Origin of the sequence: Maribacter litopenaei (assembly GCF_025244665.1) — a bacterium.
Taxonomy (GTDB): Bacteria; Bacteroidota; Bacteroidia; order Flavobacteriales; family Flavobacteriaceae; genus Maribacter; species Maribacter litopenaei.
This window is the reverse complement of record NZ_CP104205.1, coordinates 617385-635364: the sequence shown is the minus strand read 5'-3', so window position 1 is coordinate 635364 and position 17980 is coordinate 617385. Positions and strand designations below refer to the sequence as shown.

Below are 17980 nucleotides of genomic sequence, written 5' to 3'. Positions count from 1 at the left end.
ATGGCCAAAAATTTTGACTCAAATTATCCCTCGGTAGACGATTTAAGAAACAAAGCTAAATTTAGGATCCCTAGGTTTGCCTTTGAATATTTGGACGGAGGCTGTAACGAGGATGTAAGTTTGGCAAGAAATACCAACGATATCCGGGAGGTGCAGTTAGAACCCGGATATTTACAAAATTATGGTACCAGCTCCACCAAGACCAAGGTGTTGGGAATGGAATTCGACGCACCTTTTGGGATTGCTCCAGTGGGATTACAGGGTTTGATGTGGCCCAACTCACCAGCCATTTTGGCAAAAGCAGCTTTCAAACACAACATTCCCTTCATTTTAAGTACGGTAACTACGATGAACATTGAAAGAGCGAGTGAGTTGACCGAAGGTAATGCCTGGTTTCAGTTATACAACCCCGTAGATGATGCCATAAGGGACGATATCATTAATAGGGCACAAGCGGCAGGTTGCCCAGTTTTGGTATTACTCTGTGATGTTCCCACATTTGGGTTCAGGCCCCGTGATTTTAAGAACGGACTTGCCCTACCTCCAAAAATGTCCATCGCCAATATCCTACAAATTTTGGGAAAACCTACTTGGGCATTCAATACCTTAAAATACGGACAACCCACATTCGAAAACTTAAAACCATATACGCCGGAAGGGCTGAATTTAAAACAATTAGGGGCTTTTATGGACAAGACCTTTTCCGGTCGACTCAATGCCGAAAAAATAAAACCCATACGGGACAAATGGAAGGGCAAATTGGTATTGAAAGGTGTGGCCTCGGAGCAGGATACCCAAGATGCCATTAAAATGGGCTTTGATGGAATCATCCTTTCCAATCATGGTGGAAGGCAATTGGATGCCGCACAATCCACCATTGGTACCCTACAGGGCGTTGCCGACAAATATGGTAACCAAATAGAAATCATGCTGGATAGCGGCCTACGTTCAGGATCGGATATCGCACGTGTCATGGCCAGTGGTGCTAAATTCACCTTCATGGGACGTTCCTTTATGTACGGCGTAGGTGCACTGGGTCCAAAAGGTGGAGATCATACCATAGGCATGCTCAAAACCCAATTTCAACAGGTAATGGATCAGTTATGCTGTGAAAAGGTTGAGGATTTACCCAACCATCTCATTAAACAATAACCAACTTAAACAATACTTTATGAGTCAGTTCAACATTGAGGAAGAAATTGAGGAAATCGCTGGCGGTGAATTTGAAAGGGAACCCGTACCTCAATCCAAATTAAAAAGCTGGAAAAGTTTCTTGGGCATGTATGCTGGGGAGCACGCCGCAGGAACCGAATTTGTAATTGGCCCACTATTTCTCACTACTGGAGTTAGTGCCTTTGACCTGATCATTGGTTTGTTATTGGGCAACCTAATGGCCGTGTTGAGTTGGCGATTCCTTACTTCGGAAATAGCAGTTAAAAGAAGATTGACCCTCTACTATCAGCTAGAAAAAATCTGTGGAAAAAAACTGGTCATTGCCTACAATTTGGCCAACGGAATTCTTTTCTGCTTTTTGGCCGGGTCTATGATTACAGTTTCCGCTACTGCCGTCGGCATCCCCTTTGATATGGAAATGCCAAAACTTACAGACACAATGCCAAATGGTATCACCTGGATTGTTATCGTATTGATTATTGGGGCCGTTATCTCCTTAATCGCTTCCAAAGGATACGAAATGGTTTCAAGAGCCGCAAACTGGATGTCACCCGTAATTGTCCTCGCATTTTTAGTGTGTGGTTTTGTTGCACTTCAGCAATTGGGTGTACAAAGTTTTTCTGATTTTTGGAATATATGGGGCGATGGCGGTGACCCATTTCCCGGCCAAATCAAATATACTTTCTCGGCATGTATTCTTTTGGTCCTGGTTTGCGAATGCAGCCATGCACATAGGTATGTCCGACCTTTCCGTTTTCCGCTATGCAAAAAAGGCAAGTTCAGGATGGACCTCGGCTGCTGGTATGTACGTTGGTCATTATATGGCTTGGATTGCCGCAGCACTTCTTTATGCGGTCTACATTAGGACTCCGTAAGCACAAAACTTACTGAATATGGGCGAAGCACCTTCCGTCGCACCAGGTCCCTTGGCATACAATGCCATTGGGGTATTTGGAATCATAGCCGTAGTACTTGCCGGATGGACGACGGCCAACCCTACCATTTACCGGGCCGGATTGGCATTTCAGGCAATAATGCCCAAGACATCTACATTTTGGGTGACTATATTGGCCGGTACGGTTGCGACGCTAGCTGGCTTATTTCCTGCATTCGCCATGAAACTATTGGATTTTGTAGCGTTTTACGGGTTTGTCTTAGCGCCGGTTGGAGCCATCATCGTCTTTGAGCACTTCTTTCATAAGAAAATGGGAATTGTCCAGGATTATGCGGAAAAAGCCAATTTGCAGTTTAATAAATCGGTGTTACTGGCATGGGCCATAAGTTTTGCGGTATTTTATTTTGTCTCCGTTCAGTTTGATATCTTCCTATCTTTTGTAACCCTACCTGCTTGGATTTGTTGTGGCATTTTATTTTTAATACTCAGTAAGAGGACACAAAGAACTATCTAAGAAGTTAAAAAATTGGACATTTAAAAGGGAAAGAATAAGCACTTCTTTCTGTTTTATCATTTTATATATAAAAACATTGCCACATAAGCATTTTTGATTATTATTTATTATGAATGTCATAGAGTTCTCAAAAAAACGATGTATTATTGTATCATACTGAGACAATAGAAAAATTAGAATCATGCAAAAACATATCTTATCACTTTTCGTAGTGTTTGCGTCTATAAATTCACTTATGGCCCAAGAAACAAACTCATTCCCAGTTCAAGTATCGATAGAAAACGGAATCATTGAGGGAAATTATGATACCCATTCCGGAATACAACGCTATTTCGGTATCCCCTTCGCCCAACCTCCTGTTGGAGACCTACGATGGAAAGCGCCTCAACCTGTTCAAAACTGGGAAGGTGTTAAGGAAACAAAAGCTTTTGGTCTCTAGGCCGATGCAGACCATGGTCTTTGGGGATATGAAATCCCGTTCCAACGGGGTAAGCGAAGATTGTCTCTATTTAAATGTGTGGACTCCTGCCAAAAGAGATACTAAAAACTTACCGGTATTGGTCTATTTTTATGGTGGTGGCAACGTAGCTGGAGATGCATCAGAACCTCGCTATGATGGTGAAAGCATGGCTAAGAAAGGTATTGTCGTGGTTACTACTAATTACCGTCTCAATATTTTTGGTTTTCTTGCCCATCCGTAACTTAGTGCGGAAGCCGATTACAAAGCCTCGGGAAACTATGGTCTTTTAGACCGGAATGCAGCCCTCAAATGGGTGCAAAAAAACATAGCAGCATTTGGTGGAGACCCTAATCATGTGACCATTGCGGGGGAATCCGCAGGATCTATAGGAGTAAGCCAACAAATGGCCTCTCCCCTTTCTAAAAATTTAATTCATGGGGCTATAGGTGAGAGTGGCGCAAGTATACATCCCACCATGGGTCCTGTATCACTGGAAGAAGCTGAAAAAACTGGACTTGAGTTTGCTAAAAAAATTGGATATCCTACCTTGGCGGAATTACGCAGCTTGAGTACCCGAGAAGTATACGAGCTTTATAATGAATCCCAAAGATTTGGCTTTCCAGCGGTGCTTGATGGTTATTTTCTTCCTAAAACCCTCCCGCAAATCTTTGAAAATAAAGAACAAGCCATGGTTCCACTATTGCTGGGTTGGAATTCTGCAGAGATACCAGGTATGGCCTTTACCCAAGGATCGTACACTACTGAAAATTATACGAACAAAGTAAAGGAGGCCTATCCAAAGGATTTTGAAAAGGTATTGGAGCTTTATCCCTCCGATTCAGAAAAAGAGATAGAGCTTTCGGCCACAGCTTTGGCTTCCGATCGTTTTATATCCTATAGTACATGGAAATGGTTCGATTTACACAGAAAAAATAGCGACCAACCGGTGTATCGTTATCTATATAGCAAACTTAGACCACCGTTGGTTGACAATACTAGAGCCAGTGGTTTGGCAGGCGGTACCGTAGAAAGAGGTGAGGATGCCCCACCGGCACCAAAACCAGTGGGTGCACCCCATGCCTGTGAAATTGAGTATTGTATGGGCAACTTGCATTTGGTGGATGACTATGCATGCACCGCCGATGATTTTAAGGTTTCCGCCGATATGCAGAATTACTTTGCGAACTTTATAAAAACCGGCAACCCCAATGGCGAAGGTCTGCCCCAGTGGGATGCTGCCACTGGAAAGGATGATACTCCACCCGTAATGGTCATAGATACGGAGAGTAAATTGATTGACGCGAAGACTGATGCCCGGTATGAGTTTTTGGACAATGCTTACGGCAATAATTAATATTTACTTTCTTTAATCCCACTGAGGCCGAATACCCGGCGCAAACGGAAATTTTAGGGATTTATAGTACTCCAGGTCTTTCTTGGGTTTCGGTACTCCATCCGGCAATTCCTTACCGGAAAATGTTTGAAAATATAATAAGGAGGCATCGCGCCACCACTTTGCCTCCTTTAATTGAATATCCAATAACATTTTAACCTCTTTGTATTGATTATCCGCTATAATATTACGAGCGTTTTCCCAAGTAGCAATCATTTCAGAAACCTGTTCCACTCCTTCCTGATATTTCAATGCGAGTCCATCCCAAAGTGTATTTCCATTGTTAAGAGTATAGTCCCAAGGTAAATGATGAAACCACAACAAATATTCTTCTGGACATGTTCGTAAGTTCCCGAATGTCTCGGCCAACTCCTTGGAGTACTGTTCTAGGGCATTACTGCCCGTTGTAGTTCTATCGAATCCAATACCGTTGGCATCTGCATTATGATAATAGGTTGGGTTCCAATCCGGCCTACCCGGATTATTAACCCATGGCCCCGATCCGTAATGATGGCCGGTGTCAAACAGATGGTGCAGTCCCAAGGGGTTCATATAATTAACCACGGCTTCCCTGGAGTCTAATAGCATCGGTTTTAACAAGTCGATTAATTCCTGATTTTGGGAGTATGTGAGTTTAATCCATTCCTCCGCAATATCCGAGGCTTTGGCCTCCGGGTTCCAAGCCAAGCGGCCAAAACCGAACCAATTTGCCTGGGCAAAGGGATGGCCGGTCCAATTTAAATCATTTCCTATATTGGAAACTCCAGCCATACCGGAAATGCTTTTATCATGCAGGGAACCATCCACAACTTTAGCGACGGTGGAGCCCTTCCCTTGCACATAGGTGTCCGATTGCAAAACCTCTTCAAATAATTTTGGCAAAAAAACCAAATGAGAACTAAAGCCTAAATATTCCTGGGTAATCTGAAACTCCATCATCAAAGGTGTTTCAGGCATGGCACCAAACATGGGATGAAAGGGTTCCCGAGGCTGAAAATCTATCGGATCGTTTTTAACTTGAACCAACACATTGTCCATGAACTTCCCATCATAGGGAACAAATTCGGAATATGCCTGTTTCGCTCTATCCGTTTCATCCTCTTCGGAATACACAAAGGCCCTCCAAATCACCACACCTCCGTAAGGCTCCACGGCTTTTGCCAACATATTGGCACCATCTACATGGGTTCTACCGTAATTACGGGGGCCCGGTTGACCTTCTGAATTGGCCTTTACCAAAAAACCACCAAAATCCGGAATCCATTTGTAAATTTCCCTTGTCTTTTGAATCCACCAATTTTGCACATCGGCATTCAAAGGGTCTGCAGTTTCGAGTCCACCGATTTCCATGGGAGCAGAAAACCTAGCAGTAAGATATACCTTGATACCATATTTTCTGAAAACATTGGCCAAAGCAGCTGCTTTTTCTAAATACATTGGAGTTAGCACTAAGGCATTGGCGTTGACATTAGTTAGCGATGTACCGTTTATTCCGATAGAGGCATTGGCCCTCGCATAGTCAATATATCGCTGGTCGATATACTCCGGTAACTTTTGCCAGTTCCATAATGAGAAACCGGCATAACCGCGTTCTACAGTCCTATCCAAATTGTCCCAATGGTTCAACATCCGCAAGTCTACAGTAGGCGTATCAAGCATTTGAAAATCCTTTAAATCGTGCCCAGCCTGAATGGACTGCAATAGCCTAAAAACACCATATAATAACCCAATGTCCGTATTTGCGGTAACCAAAACTGAACCATCAATGGTCTTAATATAGAAACCTTCCTTACCAAGCTTTTCCGAATCAAGACCCAATTTCAACGACCATCCCTCATTTAAACTGGAAACCTTTGCAACAACCAAGGAATTATCCTTCATCATGGCATCCGAAAAATTCAATTTTTGGTTCAATAATCCGAGATAGACCCATATTGATCTCATTTTTTGCCGATTGAAGAATATCACTTCCTTCTTCTATAAAAACCGAGTTTGCCAAATATTTTAAATCATCCTTGGTTCCTCCGGCAGAATTGGAATAATCCATCCATAATTTATAACCCTGTTGGGCATTTATGGTCATGCAATAACTCGAAACAACTAAAAACAGAAAAAGTATACTTTTACTCATATTTGAAAAAAGATTTTCACGCATTGATTTTCATAACTGAAAGGTCATTCAACAACAATTACTTGGCAATATATACTTTTCCTTCAATTTCACTTCAAAAGATTCAAATTTGAAAAGCAGGCCATATTAGAAGCATTAAAAGTTTGATTATTTTTGATGTATTGAGAATTCTATTGGATTTTCAAATAATTAAATGGTGGTGCGCAAGAAATTTATTCAATTACTGATTGTACTTTTTAGCCTGGTTTTGATATCATTGGTAATTTGCAATGCAGTTATAAATTCGTTTGCAACCGACAAAACTTACAATTCACTAACTGATATTCCAAATAACAAAGTGGGCATGATATTGGGTACTGCCAAGAATATCAAAGGTGGTGGTTCCAATCCGTATTACGAAAATAGAATTAATGCCATTGTTGCGCTGTTTAAGGCCAAAAAAATCGAATTTATTTTGGTTAGTGGTGATAACGGCAGTGTATATTATAATGAACCTACTACCATTAAGAACGACCTAGTGGATGCAGGAATACCTTCGGAAAAAATATTCCTAGACTATGCAGGTTTCCGAACCTTGGATTCCATGGTCAGGGCAAAAGAGGTTTTTGGTCTTAATGAAGTTACTGTGGTTTCACAGAAATTCCACAATGAAAGAGCCATATATCTTGCCCATAAGAACGATTTAAATGCCATTGGGTATAATGCTGAGGACATTTCCCTAGAATCTGGTTTGAAAGTTCAACTAAGAGAGTACTTTGCCCGTGTAAAGGTTTTTATTGATTTGGTCATAAACACCGGACCAAAATTTTCCGGTGACAAAATTAAAATTGAATGATTACATTAGTCTTCGAATAATTTAGGGTTCAATTTACCAATGGGTGCATTTAGAATTTTAATCAAAAACCTAGGGCCGGGTTTGCTATTTGCCAGTATGGCCATAGGCACCTCCCATTTGGTACTTTCTACAAAAGCTGGAGCCCAGTATGGGTGGATCATGGTGATTCCCATAGTCTTGGCCAATATACTTAAATATCCATTTTTTGAATTTGGCGTACGTTATACAAGTGTAACCAACAAGACCCTTATAGAAGGGTATTTGAACAGAGGAAAAGGCTATTTATGGTTCTATGCCTTTATTACGCTCTTTTCCACCTTTACGATATTGGCGGCTCTGTATACTGTAACGGCAGGCCTTTTCATAAATCTCTTTAAAATTCAAGGTATTTCCATAGGTACAGTTGCCCTTGGCCTCTTCATCTTTATAAGTACCCTATTGATTGTTGGTAAGTATAAGTTCCTGGAAATAAGTCTAAAGTTTGTGGTAAGCATTTTGTTTATCGCACTTATAGTTACCACGGCATTGGTTTTATTCAATGGAAGGACTACCCCAAATGATGGTTTTGAACCCACTCCCATTTTTAACGAAGTAGGGATTTTATTTTTAATAGGGCTTATGGGATGGATGCCTACAACTGTAGAGGCTTCCAGCTGGGTGAGTCTTTGGAGTATTGAAAAATGGAAAACCCAAGATAAACCTAGTCTGAAAGAATCGTTGCAGGAATTTAATATTGGATACTTTTTCACAGGGCTTCTCGCCATTTTCTTCATGCTCATTGGTTGGTTTACTCTGTATGGCACCAATACGGTATTAAGTGACAATTCAGTAAAATTTGCGGATCAGGTCGTGCAATTGTTCACTACCCATATCGGCCCTTGGGCTTATATATTTATAGCAGTCTCGGCTTTTGCTACCATGTTCAGTACCTGTATGACAGCCCATGATGCGGTAAGCCGAGTCAGTTTGGATATTTTGGACCTATTGTTTCCTAAACGAACCACTCGTCAAACCAAACTAAATTTTGCGATAACGGTCCTTGCCTTAGCTTTGATAAATTATATTGTGATTTCGGTATTTTCAGCGAATATGGGGAATTTGGTGGCGCTAGCCACTTTTGTATCCTTTGTTGTAGCACCCATCATTGGGTATATGAATTTAAAAAACGTAATGAGCGAAGATATCATCCCAAATCTTAGACCAGGTAAATCTTTAAGATTGCTTACTTATTTGGGAATCCTTTTTCTTTCTCTCTTCTCCCTTTACTATTTACGGATCGTGATTTTTTAAAGCACCAAGAGGCCTTTAATAATAGGAGTTCCCAAGCATATTTGCAATTGGCCATTGATTTTAAGACCTTTGTATCGGACAAATGCAAAAGAAACCATGAAGCTAATTTCCATAAAAAGGAGAACAAAATCGGAAAGGAGATACACCCAAAAGATGGGAGTACTATATACAAATGTAACCTACATCAAAAAATATGCGTTTGGAGTTCCCTTTAGGACTTTGCATAAATACCGAGGTACCTACTACGGTAAAATAAAAGGATGTGAGGATTGTGTCTTGACAAGTTAACCTTTAGTTACTTACCACTTCGATCAAAGTCCTTTCGTTCTGTTTATGAAGGAAGTCCAAACAATACACCCCATTGGTGCAGTTGTTCTTAATGTTCTCTTCGCCATATCCCACAGATTCCAAAATAGTTTCGGCAGACACTCCCTTTTTCACCAAATAATCCCGAATGACATCCGACCTTTGCTGCGATAATCTCTCGGTTACTGGCATTGCTACCTCTACTATCCGTATGGGTCTCTATTCGTAACTTCACTTCAGGAAAGTTTTGTACAGCTTCTACCACTTTATCCAATTCCATGGAAATCTCGGAAGTCAGGTTGCTATTACCTTTTGGGAAATAAAACTTTTTTAGTTTAATAACCCGTTTACCTTCTGATTCTTCCACCAAATCTTCCAATTGTAGTAATTCTATGGTATATGGATTCTTTTGAACCTCTTCCAATTCCTTGCCGGAATAGGATTTTGAAAACGCTGAGAACTCTCCCTTACCTGACTGGACCACTATTTCTTCATGCCAAGGTATTTCTACCGAAAAATTACCATTTTCGGCACTATAGAGTTCCTTAAGAAGATTTCCCTGTCCATCCAAAAGTCTGATTTGCGCCTTACCAATACCTAAACTTGTGGAGGCATCAACCACGCTTCCCCTTAATGAAAAGGTCTTTAGACCAGGTAGACTTTCCATCCTAAACGCATAGATATCGTCGCCACCCTTTCCGCCAGGTCTATTGGAGGCCAAATAACCTACGTAATCGTCATTCTCCTGTTTGATAATAAAGCCAAAGTCATCTTCCTTAGAATTAATGCCTTCTCCAAGATTTACAGGAATTCCATACAAATCACGACTTTGGATTCGTGATTTATACACATCCATTCCTCCAAGTCCATAAAACACATCGGACGAAAAATACAAACTGCCATCAAAAATAAAAGGTGCAATTTCATTCCCCGGAGAATTAATTCTAGGGCCCAAATTAACCGGTGCGGACATGACCTGACCGTTATTGGTAGAAACATAATAAAGGTCTGTGCCTCCATAACTATCATCAAAGTTCGCCGCAAAATAGAGACGATCCGTATTGTCATCAAAAAACGGATAGTAAAAAGAGGTACTTAAATTCTTTAATAGAAATCTAAATTGTCCTGAATTATACAACATACCCATGGCAAGGGAATTTCTCCCATTGTGGTCATAGGTAAGCTCCCCATCCTCAGAATTGGATAAAATATAAAATACTCTATTGTTTACTTCAGAATAGAAGGGTGTGGATTTATGAAATTTAGAATCAGGCACCTTATCGAACAGGTTAACCATACCAGTTTTACCATTGTCACTTATGGCGACCTCATATATATCCAAATAAGACTCTCCGGAAGGTTCGTACAAACTTTTTGACTTTAAAGGTCTACTGCTACTGAACAACAATTTACTCTTGTAAAAAGCAGGTGAAAAATCGGTTTGTGGAGAATTTATAGGTAGGTTGATGAGATTTACACTATTGGCTTCAATAGTACCCTTCCCAAGTATTTCAAAGTTAAACTCGGCATTGTCCATCAATTCATTGGCCAATAGTAGAGATTTAGAACGTAGAAAAGTTTGCACCCTTTCATTGCTAGAGGTCTTGGACAAGCTCTGCAATAATTGATTAAACTGATTGACCGTCATAATAGTATCTCTCTTATTGACTTCTTGATATAACTCAGAAGCATTTTTGTAATTACCGACTTTAAAGTAGGAATCGGCCAAATTCAATAATTGTGAATTGCTGAGAGGAGCTTTTTGCTGTTCTTTTTGGTACTCCGCTATGGCTTTCTGATATTGATACCCATAGAAATAGTTATCCCCTTTAGAACTTTTGCCCTGTGCTAACAATAAGCCCGGCAAAACAATCATGAATAATAAAATATAAAATCTAGCCTTCATGTCCTCTGTTTTAGAAAAATCTTGGGGAATCTATCTGTTTAGGTTTGCCCTTGGTGGTTTTGGAATCCTTTTCCCTGGAACCACCTGAACCCCTACCAAGATAAAACTTAAGTATTACCTCGTGGAATCCGCTGTTAAATTCACCTAAAGGATTGGTATTGTAATCGTATGCATAGCCCAAAAAGGTCCCGTTTGAAATCTGAAATCCTGCCAAACCACTAAAAGCATTGTCCACTCGATACGAAGCCCCCACGGTCAAAACATCGTTTATCAAAAAGTTGGTGGAAATATTGATGTTTACTGGAGCCCCGGACAACGTATTGACCGTGAAAGGCCGGTTTAAACTTGAGTCCGTCCGAAAGGTCAAAAACATAACCCCCGATAAAGTTGAACTGTAGCTTATCTTCCACAATGGAGGCCACATCGTCATTATAAATACCCTCAGTTAAGAAATTTGGTACCGATGCTCCCAAATACCACTGATCGGCATACATAAATAATCCCGCACCTATCGTGGGATAGAATCTATTTACTTGTTCTTGATTTAAAGGTTCCCCTGGATTCTCAAAAGTACCTTTGGAAAAATCCACATTTAAAAAAGAGCCACCCGCATCCATACCGAAGGACAATTTGGTTTCTTCCGACAGATTTACTTGATAGGAATAGGAAAGATCCGCATAGGTTTGGGTAACTGGGCCTATTTGGTCGTTAACAACATTGAAACCCAACCCCATGGTTTCATTACCCAAAGGAAGGTTGGTACCCGGACGTATAGTTCTTGGCGCTCCAGGGATATCAATCCATTGTGCCCTATACAAAGCGGCAATTTCAGGAGTTTCCACAGTGCCTACATAGGCAGGGTTAAAGCTTCCAATATTGTACATATATTGAGTGTACTGGGGCTCTTTTTGACCAAAAACCGCGTTAGAAACAAAAAACGTGCAAACGATTACTCCAAGGAAAACGCTATATTTCAATCTGTTTGTTAAGTATTCCATTATCGTTTATCTAATTAATTGGATCCATCCTTTGTCCGTACTTCTGCTCCGGTTTGAAACAGGGCTTTGTGGATCAATCAAAATATAATCAAGGACATAAAAATAAGTCCCTTTGGGAACTTCCTTTCCTTTGAAGGTGCCATCCCATACATCGGCAACCGATTGGGTACCATATTGCACCGTATCCGCTCCATCAAAAACGGTATTTCCATATCTGTCAACAATGGAGATGCTATATTCAATACCCATACCAATATTTGTTATTGGGTCCTCAAGATTTAACCGAAGAACATCGTTCGTGCCATCGCCATTGGGTGAAAACTGATTGAATAGGAAACCGGGATCTGCAGATGTCCGTTCATTTATAGTAACCTCTATCGTACTTTGATTGTTGGTGGCATCCTTACTGTCCCTTGGCGAAGAACGGTCAATGATGGCCGTATTCCTGAAACTACCCACTGCGGTAACCCTACCTGTAATCTGTAGCTCCGCCGCGTTTTCATCACCTACTGATAATGAAGGAATTACCCAAAGACCAGTTGTATTATCATAATTTCCTCCTGAATTATCAGATAAATATTCAAAAAAGGCCTCTTTGCCGGACTCAATACTATCCCTCACGATAATATTGGTTATGGGGCCTGAAAAATCCGGGGAATCGCTCAGATTGGTAACAGTTATAGTAAATGTAATCTCCTCTCCTACCAAAGGAGTTTCATTATTAACCGACTTTTCTACAGCCAACTCTATGCCTTCATACACTTGCGTTTCAATAGTGACCGTGGCCGTATCATTTTCAGAATTATCATCCAAAGGCAAGGAACTAAGTAATTCTGCCGTGTTCGTATAAGTTCCATCTTCGAGAACTATCACCCTAATCTCTAATGTTTCAGATTCCAAGGCAGGTATGTTTTCCAATTCCCATCTGCCCAATTGATTATCATAAATACCAAGAGATGCCGTGTGAGAAACATAGTCGAACCCGGATTCGATAAAATCCCCAATCTCGGCCTCGTTCACAGGCTTGTTCGTTAGGTTTCTTACTGTAACCGTAAAAACGACCTCATCCCCTGGAGCCGCATTTGTCCGATCAGCCTCTTTTGTAATTTCCGGATCTACTGGGCAGTCTATACTTGAGTTGTCGGGAATACAGGCATTCTCATTGGCCGGGTCCTGTTGGTCATTCACATCGTCGCCATCGGTATCCTCTGTATTGGAATCCAATGCATCTATTATACCATCGCCATCCTCATCCAAAGGGTTTTGAACATCCGGGCCTACTTCTTCCCCATCCAAGATACCATCTCCATCCGTGTCACGGGTTATTCGGATCTAAATCAAGTGCAAATTCCTCACCAGTCAGCAATCCATCATTATCATCATCCACATTACAGTCGCTTACCGTAATCACCACATCTACCGAAATATCGGTACATGGAGCGGTAGCCACATTGGTAGTATAGGTAAAGGTGTATTGTCCACTAGGAAACCCTACAAAATCAACTTCGTTGTCAGCGTTTATGGTCAGCATATTTCCATTAGTAGCCCATGTACCCGTACTTGCGCCTACCAATCTGCTATCCAGATCAACAACTGTATTACCAAAGGCAGCGACACTGCACGCACCTCCATTGGTAACTGTACCCGTGGTAGGTTCAATGCCTATGGTTGCAATCACTTCTACCCTTTCAGAAGCACATCCATTAGAAACCGCTTCCACATAAAAACTCGAGGTTTCGCTAATACTTGGCGTTATAAATGTATCACCGGCACCTAAAGGCGTATCGGCATCTATGGCGTCATACCAATTTAAAAGGGCGCCACCCGTTGCAACCGCAGATAGCTGCACGGTTCCAGTTCCACATGCTTCCCCATTGGTAACTTCCAAAATCTCCGGGATAATATTCAGGGTAAGTTCCACTTCAATCGTTCCACTGGCGCAGTCATCATCAAAATTAGTAGCCGTACCATTATCATCTAGGAAGAAACCGTAATAAGAACCCTGCAAGGTTGGGTTGGCTACTTGCGAAGGTAAAAGATAACCACCCTCGTTCAGAGGGTTCGACGAAGTACTCCATGTGAGAATCGTCTGACCTGCTCGTCCTGCTGGAGGTGTAGTACTGGTGTAATCATTTAAACTTGTAATCGTGGTATTCTGAAAAATGGGGGTAGGTCCCGTAGTGGATTCAACACCACAGAAAGTGGTCTCTTTTGTGGTATCCAATTCAGGTGCCGCAACACAATTATCGTCATCGTTAATAGTTCCAGTAGCGGTACCCCCGTTCGCACGTTGTACACCATTAGATGGCAAAGCTAATTGCACCGTAAAGGTTTCACTTTCCTCCAAAATTTCGTCATCCACCAAAGCAACGGTAATGGTTTCTATTTCTCCAGCAGTACCTGTAAAGGTTAGATTACCTACCGACCCCGTGTAATCAACACCTCCGCCCGTGGCGGTGCCACTTGTGACGGTATAAAAAACAGTAGTTCCTCCAGTTACCGCAATATCCAGTTCCACCTCAAAAACCATTTCACCCGAGGGATCATTCTCGTTGGCTGTAACATCCGAAATAGTCAAAGTTGCTTGATCATTATCCGCTATGTTCACCGTAGCCGTTGTGGTTCCCAAATCATAAGCGGCACTTGGTTGAAGTGTTAAAACGACTGTCTCAGTCCCTTCTTGAACCGCGTCGTTAATTGGCGTTATGGCCACAGTCGCCGATTGTTGATTGTTAGGAATGGTTACACTGTTCGTTATGGCAGAATAATCTGTCCCCGCAGTGGCACTTCCTCCAACTGTATAGTTAACCACTACACCTGCTCCGAGTTATTCACCTGATTTAAACTAATGGTAAATAATCCTCCATCGGTACCTGTATTTGTTTCGGCCGCGTTGTTATCTGTCGCAGCAATGGAGGCGGTGAAAGTGTCGTCATCTATGATCGTAACCGTATCTGAATTTGGTACACCAACCTCGTAAGCACCGTTGCTGACACCGGTCAATGCCAAAACCACTGTTTCATCACCTTCGACAGTATTATCGTCAATTGGGGTAACTAAAATATTCTGTGTGTCCTGGTTGTTACCGAAAGTAACCTCACCTGCGGTTCCACTGACATTATAATCCTGGCCGCCACCGGAAGCACTTGCACTACCTCCTAAAGAATAGGTAACCGTAATGTCTCCACCAGTAGTATTTGGTGCACTTAAAGATACTATGTATCGTCCTCTATTACCTCCACCTCCGCCATCTTCATCGGTTGTTGGCCTATCGGCAATGACCGTAACTTGTCCTACATCGTCATTTAGAATGGTGCCTAATGCAGTATCAGAATCATCTACAAGGCCTGTTGAAGCGTTCAATTCCACAGTAAATGTTTCATCTGCCTCTAATACATTGTCATTTAATGATGAAACGTTGAATTGCCTAGTTTCACCGGCAGTACCGTTAAAATTTAAGGTTTGCTGAGTATTGTTATAATCTTCGGGTATTGCTAAAGGGGCACCACCTCCTTGTGCAGTACCGTCCACAAAGTCCACATCTACCGTAAAGGGGTTGGGGACGGCCAGGTTCAAAGTTACAGTGAATTGCATGGACAGCCCCTCAGTCTCTAGAAACATCCTCAATAGTCAATAGGGCCGTATCATTATCCTGATTGGTTACCGTTAACTGAGGCACGTCCGCTCCACCCAAGGCTTCATAATTGGGATCGGGAGAAGTTACGTTACCCGTATTGATGGTCGTAATAATATTTCCATCTGCAATTGCATCATCCACACCAGTTACTGTTAAATCAACCCCAGTATTCCACTGTGCGGGAGGTATGACAACACTCGCGGGTCCCGAATTCTCAGTTGGATCATAATTACTGATTGGGATGGTAACACTTGCCGTGGGTTGGCTCGTTAGCGTAAAAGTAAATGTTGCGGTGCCACCGGCCTCTGTGGTAGTTCCAGTAGTGGGATTCACCAAAATCCCAGCAACATCATTATCAGCAATGTTTACAGTAGCGCTACCAGTTCCAACCGCTAGACCAGGACTGCTCACTATATTCACAATTACACTCTCCGAACCTTCCACAAAATTGTCATCAATCACTTCCAAATCTACAATCGCAAATCCAGAACCAATTATATTAGTGGTTATACCGACTTGAGTAGGGATAGGATTAAAATCACCCCGAGATGTTGCCGTGCTTCCTCCACCTAGACCCAATCCGATAATATAGCTATTACCAATGCCGCCGCCCGTTACATTTATTGTAAACTGACCATCCACTGGACCATCCTCGTTTGCATTGGGCTGCGTAGCACTTATGGAAACTGTTTGTCCATATAAACTACTTCCAATTAAACTAAATACACAAAAAAACAAAAAAAGACCAAGAGTCCTTTGTAGGAAAGATATATTGCCAAACCTTAAAAGTTTAATGGCTTTTTTCAATTTCATAGCATTTCTTTTAAAGTATTGGAGATTGTTCCAAATGTCCAATACACATCAACAAAACAGACATCAATAATACCAAAAAAATGCTCTTAAAGCGTTAATTAACAGACAAAAAAGAGATTTCATTGATAAACTACCTCTTTACAAGAAATTTTTAGTTCTACTGTAATTCGGGGATTGTGTTTCTACGGATGCATCAATTTTCTTAACCAATCCTTGCAATACCTTTCCTGGATCGATTTCGGTAAAAATGGATGCACCGTCGGAAATCATCTGTTGTACGCTCTGTGTCCATTTTACGGGTGCCGTTAATTGGGAAATTAGATTTTTTTGATCTCGTCTGCATTGTTTACAGCAGTAGTCGTTACATTTTGATAAATGGGACAAGTTGGAGCGGCAAAGTGGGTGTTTTCAATAGCACTAGCCAATTCTTCCCTAGCAGGTTCCATTAATGGTGAATGAAATGCCCCACCTACAGGCAATACAAGGGCTCTTCTCGCCCCGGCCTCCTTTAATTTTTCACAAGCCAAATTTATGGCTTCTACTTCACCGGAAATCACCAATTGTCCTGGGCAGTTATAATTTGCCGCGACAACTATACCAGGAGTTTCAGAACAAATTCTTTCAACCATTTCGTCATCCGGACCCAATACGGCAGCCATAGTACTAGGTTGTAACTCACATGCCCTTTGCATGGCCAAAGCCCGCTTTGATACCAATTGTAGTCCATCCTCAAAACTCAAGGTACCATTGGCTACCAGGGCACTAAATTCTCCAAGTGAATGCCCAGCTACCATATCGGGCTTAAAACTATTGCCCATCACCTTGCTTAAAATAACGGAATGCAAAAAAATGGCAGGTTGTGTAATTTTGGTTTCTTTCAACCCTTCGGCGGTTCCCCGGAACATGGTCTCCGTTATAGGTAAACCTAGAATATCGTTAGCTTGATCAAACAATGTCTTGGCCAAGGGATATTTTTCATACAAATCCAACCCCATACCCACAAACTGAGCCCCCTGTCCGGGAAAAATATATGCGTTCATCGTTTTAAATTTAGGTTCGGCAAAAATAAGGATAATCGCGGAAAGGATTGTTCTGTTGTTCAATCAAGTCAATCATTTTGCTTAAACCAACCGGAATACATAATATAGGCTTCTGCTATTCTATTGATTTCTCCTTTACTTAGTTCAGGACTAATATCCTTTATTTTTTTTGCCGGTGTGCCTGCAAAAACACTTCCCGAAGGCACATGGGTTCCCTTGGTCACAACAGCCCCCGCGGCAATGATACTGTTACTTTCAATAATGCAATCATCCATAACTATGCTTCCCATTCCAATCAAAACATTGTCCTTTAGGGTACAGCCATGTACAATGGCATTATGACCAATAGAAACATTGTTGCCAATATTGGTAGGTGATTTTTTGTAGGTACAATGGATAATTGCCCCATCCTGAACATTTACCTTGTTTCCAATTTTAATATAATGCACATCCCCCCTTATGACAGCGTTAAACCAAACACTACATTGATTTCCTATTTGGACATCACCAACTATTGTCGCGTTCTCAGCTACAAAACAATCTTCCCCAATCTTTGGATGATTCCCATTAACCTCTTTTATCATAGACT

The 17980-nt window shown here is 41.5% G+C and carries 13 protein-coding genes and 4 pseudogenes; 6 read left to right on the top strand and 11 right to left on the bottom strand.

Translation table 11 applies throughout. The annotated features are described in order from the left end of the window. The 4 genes and pseudogenes from NYZ99_RS03240 (at nt 1) to NYZ99_RS03225 (ending at nt 4396) form a co-directional block, all read left to right on the top strand. On the top strand, nt 1–1152 hold the full coding sequence (locus NYZ99_RS03240; protein ID WP_260573484.1) for an alpha-hydroxy acid oxidase: 1152 nt from the start codon (nt 1–3) through the stop codon (nt 1150–1152). A 19-nt stretch (nt 1153–1171) separates the two neighbouring features. Then, nucleotides 1172–2582, top strand: a pseudogene (locus NYZ99_RS03235) (purine-cytosine permease family protein). 181 nt (nt 2583–2763) lie between these two features. Beyond that, nucleotides 2764–3021: a carboxylesterase family protein gene (locus tag NYZ99_RS03230; RefSeq protein ID WP_338039270.1), complete on the top strand. Its 258-nt coding sequence runs from the start codon at nt 2764–2766 to the stop codon at nt 3019–3021. Between the two features lie 4 nt (nt 3022–3025). Continuing rightward, a pseudogene (locus NYZ99_RS03225) lies at nt 3026–4396 on the top strand (carboxylesterase/lipase family protein). Nucleotides 4397–4408: 12 nt separating this feature from the next. Here NYZ99_RS03225 and NYZ99_RS03220 read toward each other — a convergent pair. Together NYZ99_RS03220 and NYZ99_RS21135 are read right to left on the bottom strand one after the other, a co-directional pair. Further along, nucleotides 4409–6379: an alpha-glucuronidase family glycosyl hydrolase gene (locus tag NYZ99_RS03220; RefSeq protein ID WP_338039269.1), complete on the bottom strand. Its 1971-nt coding sequence runs from the start codon at nt 6377–6379 to the stop codon at nt 4409–4411. Further along, nucleotides 6306–6566 (bottom strand): hypothetical protein, encoded by a 261-nt coding sequence (locus NYZ99_RS21135; RefSeq protein ID WP_338039268.1) that lies wholly within the window; start codon nt 6564–6566, stop codon nt 6306–6308. Before NYZ99_RS21135 ends, NYZ99_RS03220 begins: the two co-directional genes overlap by 74 nt. A gap of 193 nt (nt 6567–6759) precedes the next feature. Between NYZ99_RS21135 and NYZ99_RS03215 the strand changes: the two genes are divergently transcribed. Both NYZ99_RS03215 and NYZ99_RS03210 read left to right on the top strand, forming a co-directional pair. Beyond that, nucleotides 6760–7401 carry a SanA/YdcF family protein gene (locus tag NYZ99_RS03215; protein WP_260573483.1) on the top strand — a complete coding sequence of 214 codons (642 nt, stop codon included), beginning with the start codon at nt 6760–6762 and terminating at the stop codon, nt 7399–7401. 39 nt (nt 7402–7440) lie between these two features. Continuing rightward, the gene (locus NYZ99_RS03210) at nt 7441–8691 is read left to right on the top strand and encodes an NRAMP family divalent metal transporter (protein WP_260573482.1); all 1251 of its coding nucleotides are present in this window, start codon (nt 7441–7443) and stop codon (nt 8689–8691) included. Between the two features lie 291 nt (nt 8692–8982). On the opposite strand, the gene NYZ99_RS21130 is transcribed toward NYZ99_RS03210, so the two are convergent. The 9 genes and pseudogenes from NYZ99_RS21130 to NYZ99_RS03165 form a co-directional block, all read right to left on the bottom strand. Further along, nucleotides 8983–9120 (bottom strand): hypothetical protein, encoded by a 138-nt coding sequence (locus NYZ99_RS21130; protein WP_338039267.1) that lies wholly within the window; start codon nt 9118–9120, stop codon nt 8983–8985. Continuing rightward, complete coding sequence (locus NYZ99_RS03200; RefSeq protein WP_260573480.1) at nt 9068–10903, bottom strand: OmpA family protein; 1836 nt, start codon at nt 10901–10903, stop codon at nt 9068–9070. Before NYZ99_RS03200 ends, NYZ99_RS21130 begins: the two co-directional genes overlap by 53 nt. A 10-nt stretch (nt 10904–10913) precedes the next feature. Beyond that, a pseudogene (locus tag NYZ99_RS03195) lies at nt 10914–11901 on the bottom strand (PorP/SprF family type IX secretion system membrane protein). A gap of 6 nt (nt 11902–11907) precedes the next feature. After that, a complete protein-coding gene (locus NYZ99_RS03190) occupies nt 11908–13197 on the bottom strand; it encodes a T9SS type B sorting domain-containing protein (protein ID WP_260573479.1) in 1290 nt (429 codons plus the stop codon). Nucleotides 13198–13216: 19 nt separating this feature from the next. Next, on the bottom strand, nt 13217–14713 hold the full coding sequence (locus NYZ99_RS03185; protein WP_260573478.1) for an immunoglobulin domain-containing protein: 1497 nt from the start codon (nt 14711–14713) through the stop codon (nt 13217–13219). Next, entirely contained in the window at nt 14713–15522 is an 810-nt protein-coding gene (locus tag NYZ99_RS03180) for a Calx-beta domain-containing protein (protein WP_260573477.1), read from the bottom strand. The genes NYZ99_RS03185 and NYZ99_RS03180 overlap by 1 nt, the downstream gene beginning before the upstream one ends. Then, on the bottom strand, nt 15506–16351 hold the full coding sequence (locus NYZ99_RS03175; protein ID WP_260573476.1) for a hypothetical protein: 846 nt from the start codon (nt 16349–16351) through the stop codon (nt 15506–15508). Before NYZ99_RS03175 ends, NYZ99_RS03180 begins: the two co-directional genes overlap by 17 nt. A 138-nt stretch (nt 16352–16489) precedes the next feature. Then, nucleotides 16490–17391: pseudogene (fabD, locus tag NYZ99_RS03170) on the bottom strand (ACP S-malonyltransferase). A gap of 68 nt (nt 17392–17459) precedes the next feature. After that, entirely contained in the window at nt 17460–17975 is a 516-nt protein-coding gene (locus NYZ99_RS03165) for a gamma carbonic anhydrase family protein (RefSeq protein ID WP_260573475.1), read from the bottom strand. Nucleotides 17976–17980 lie beyond the last annotated feature (5 nt).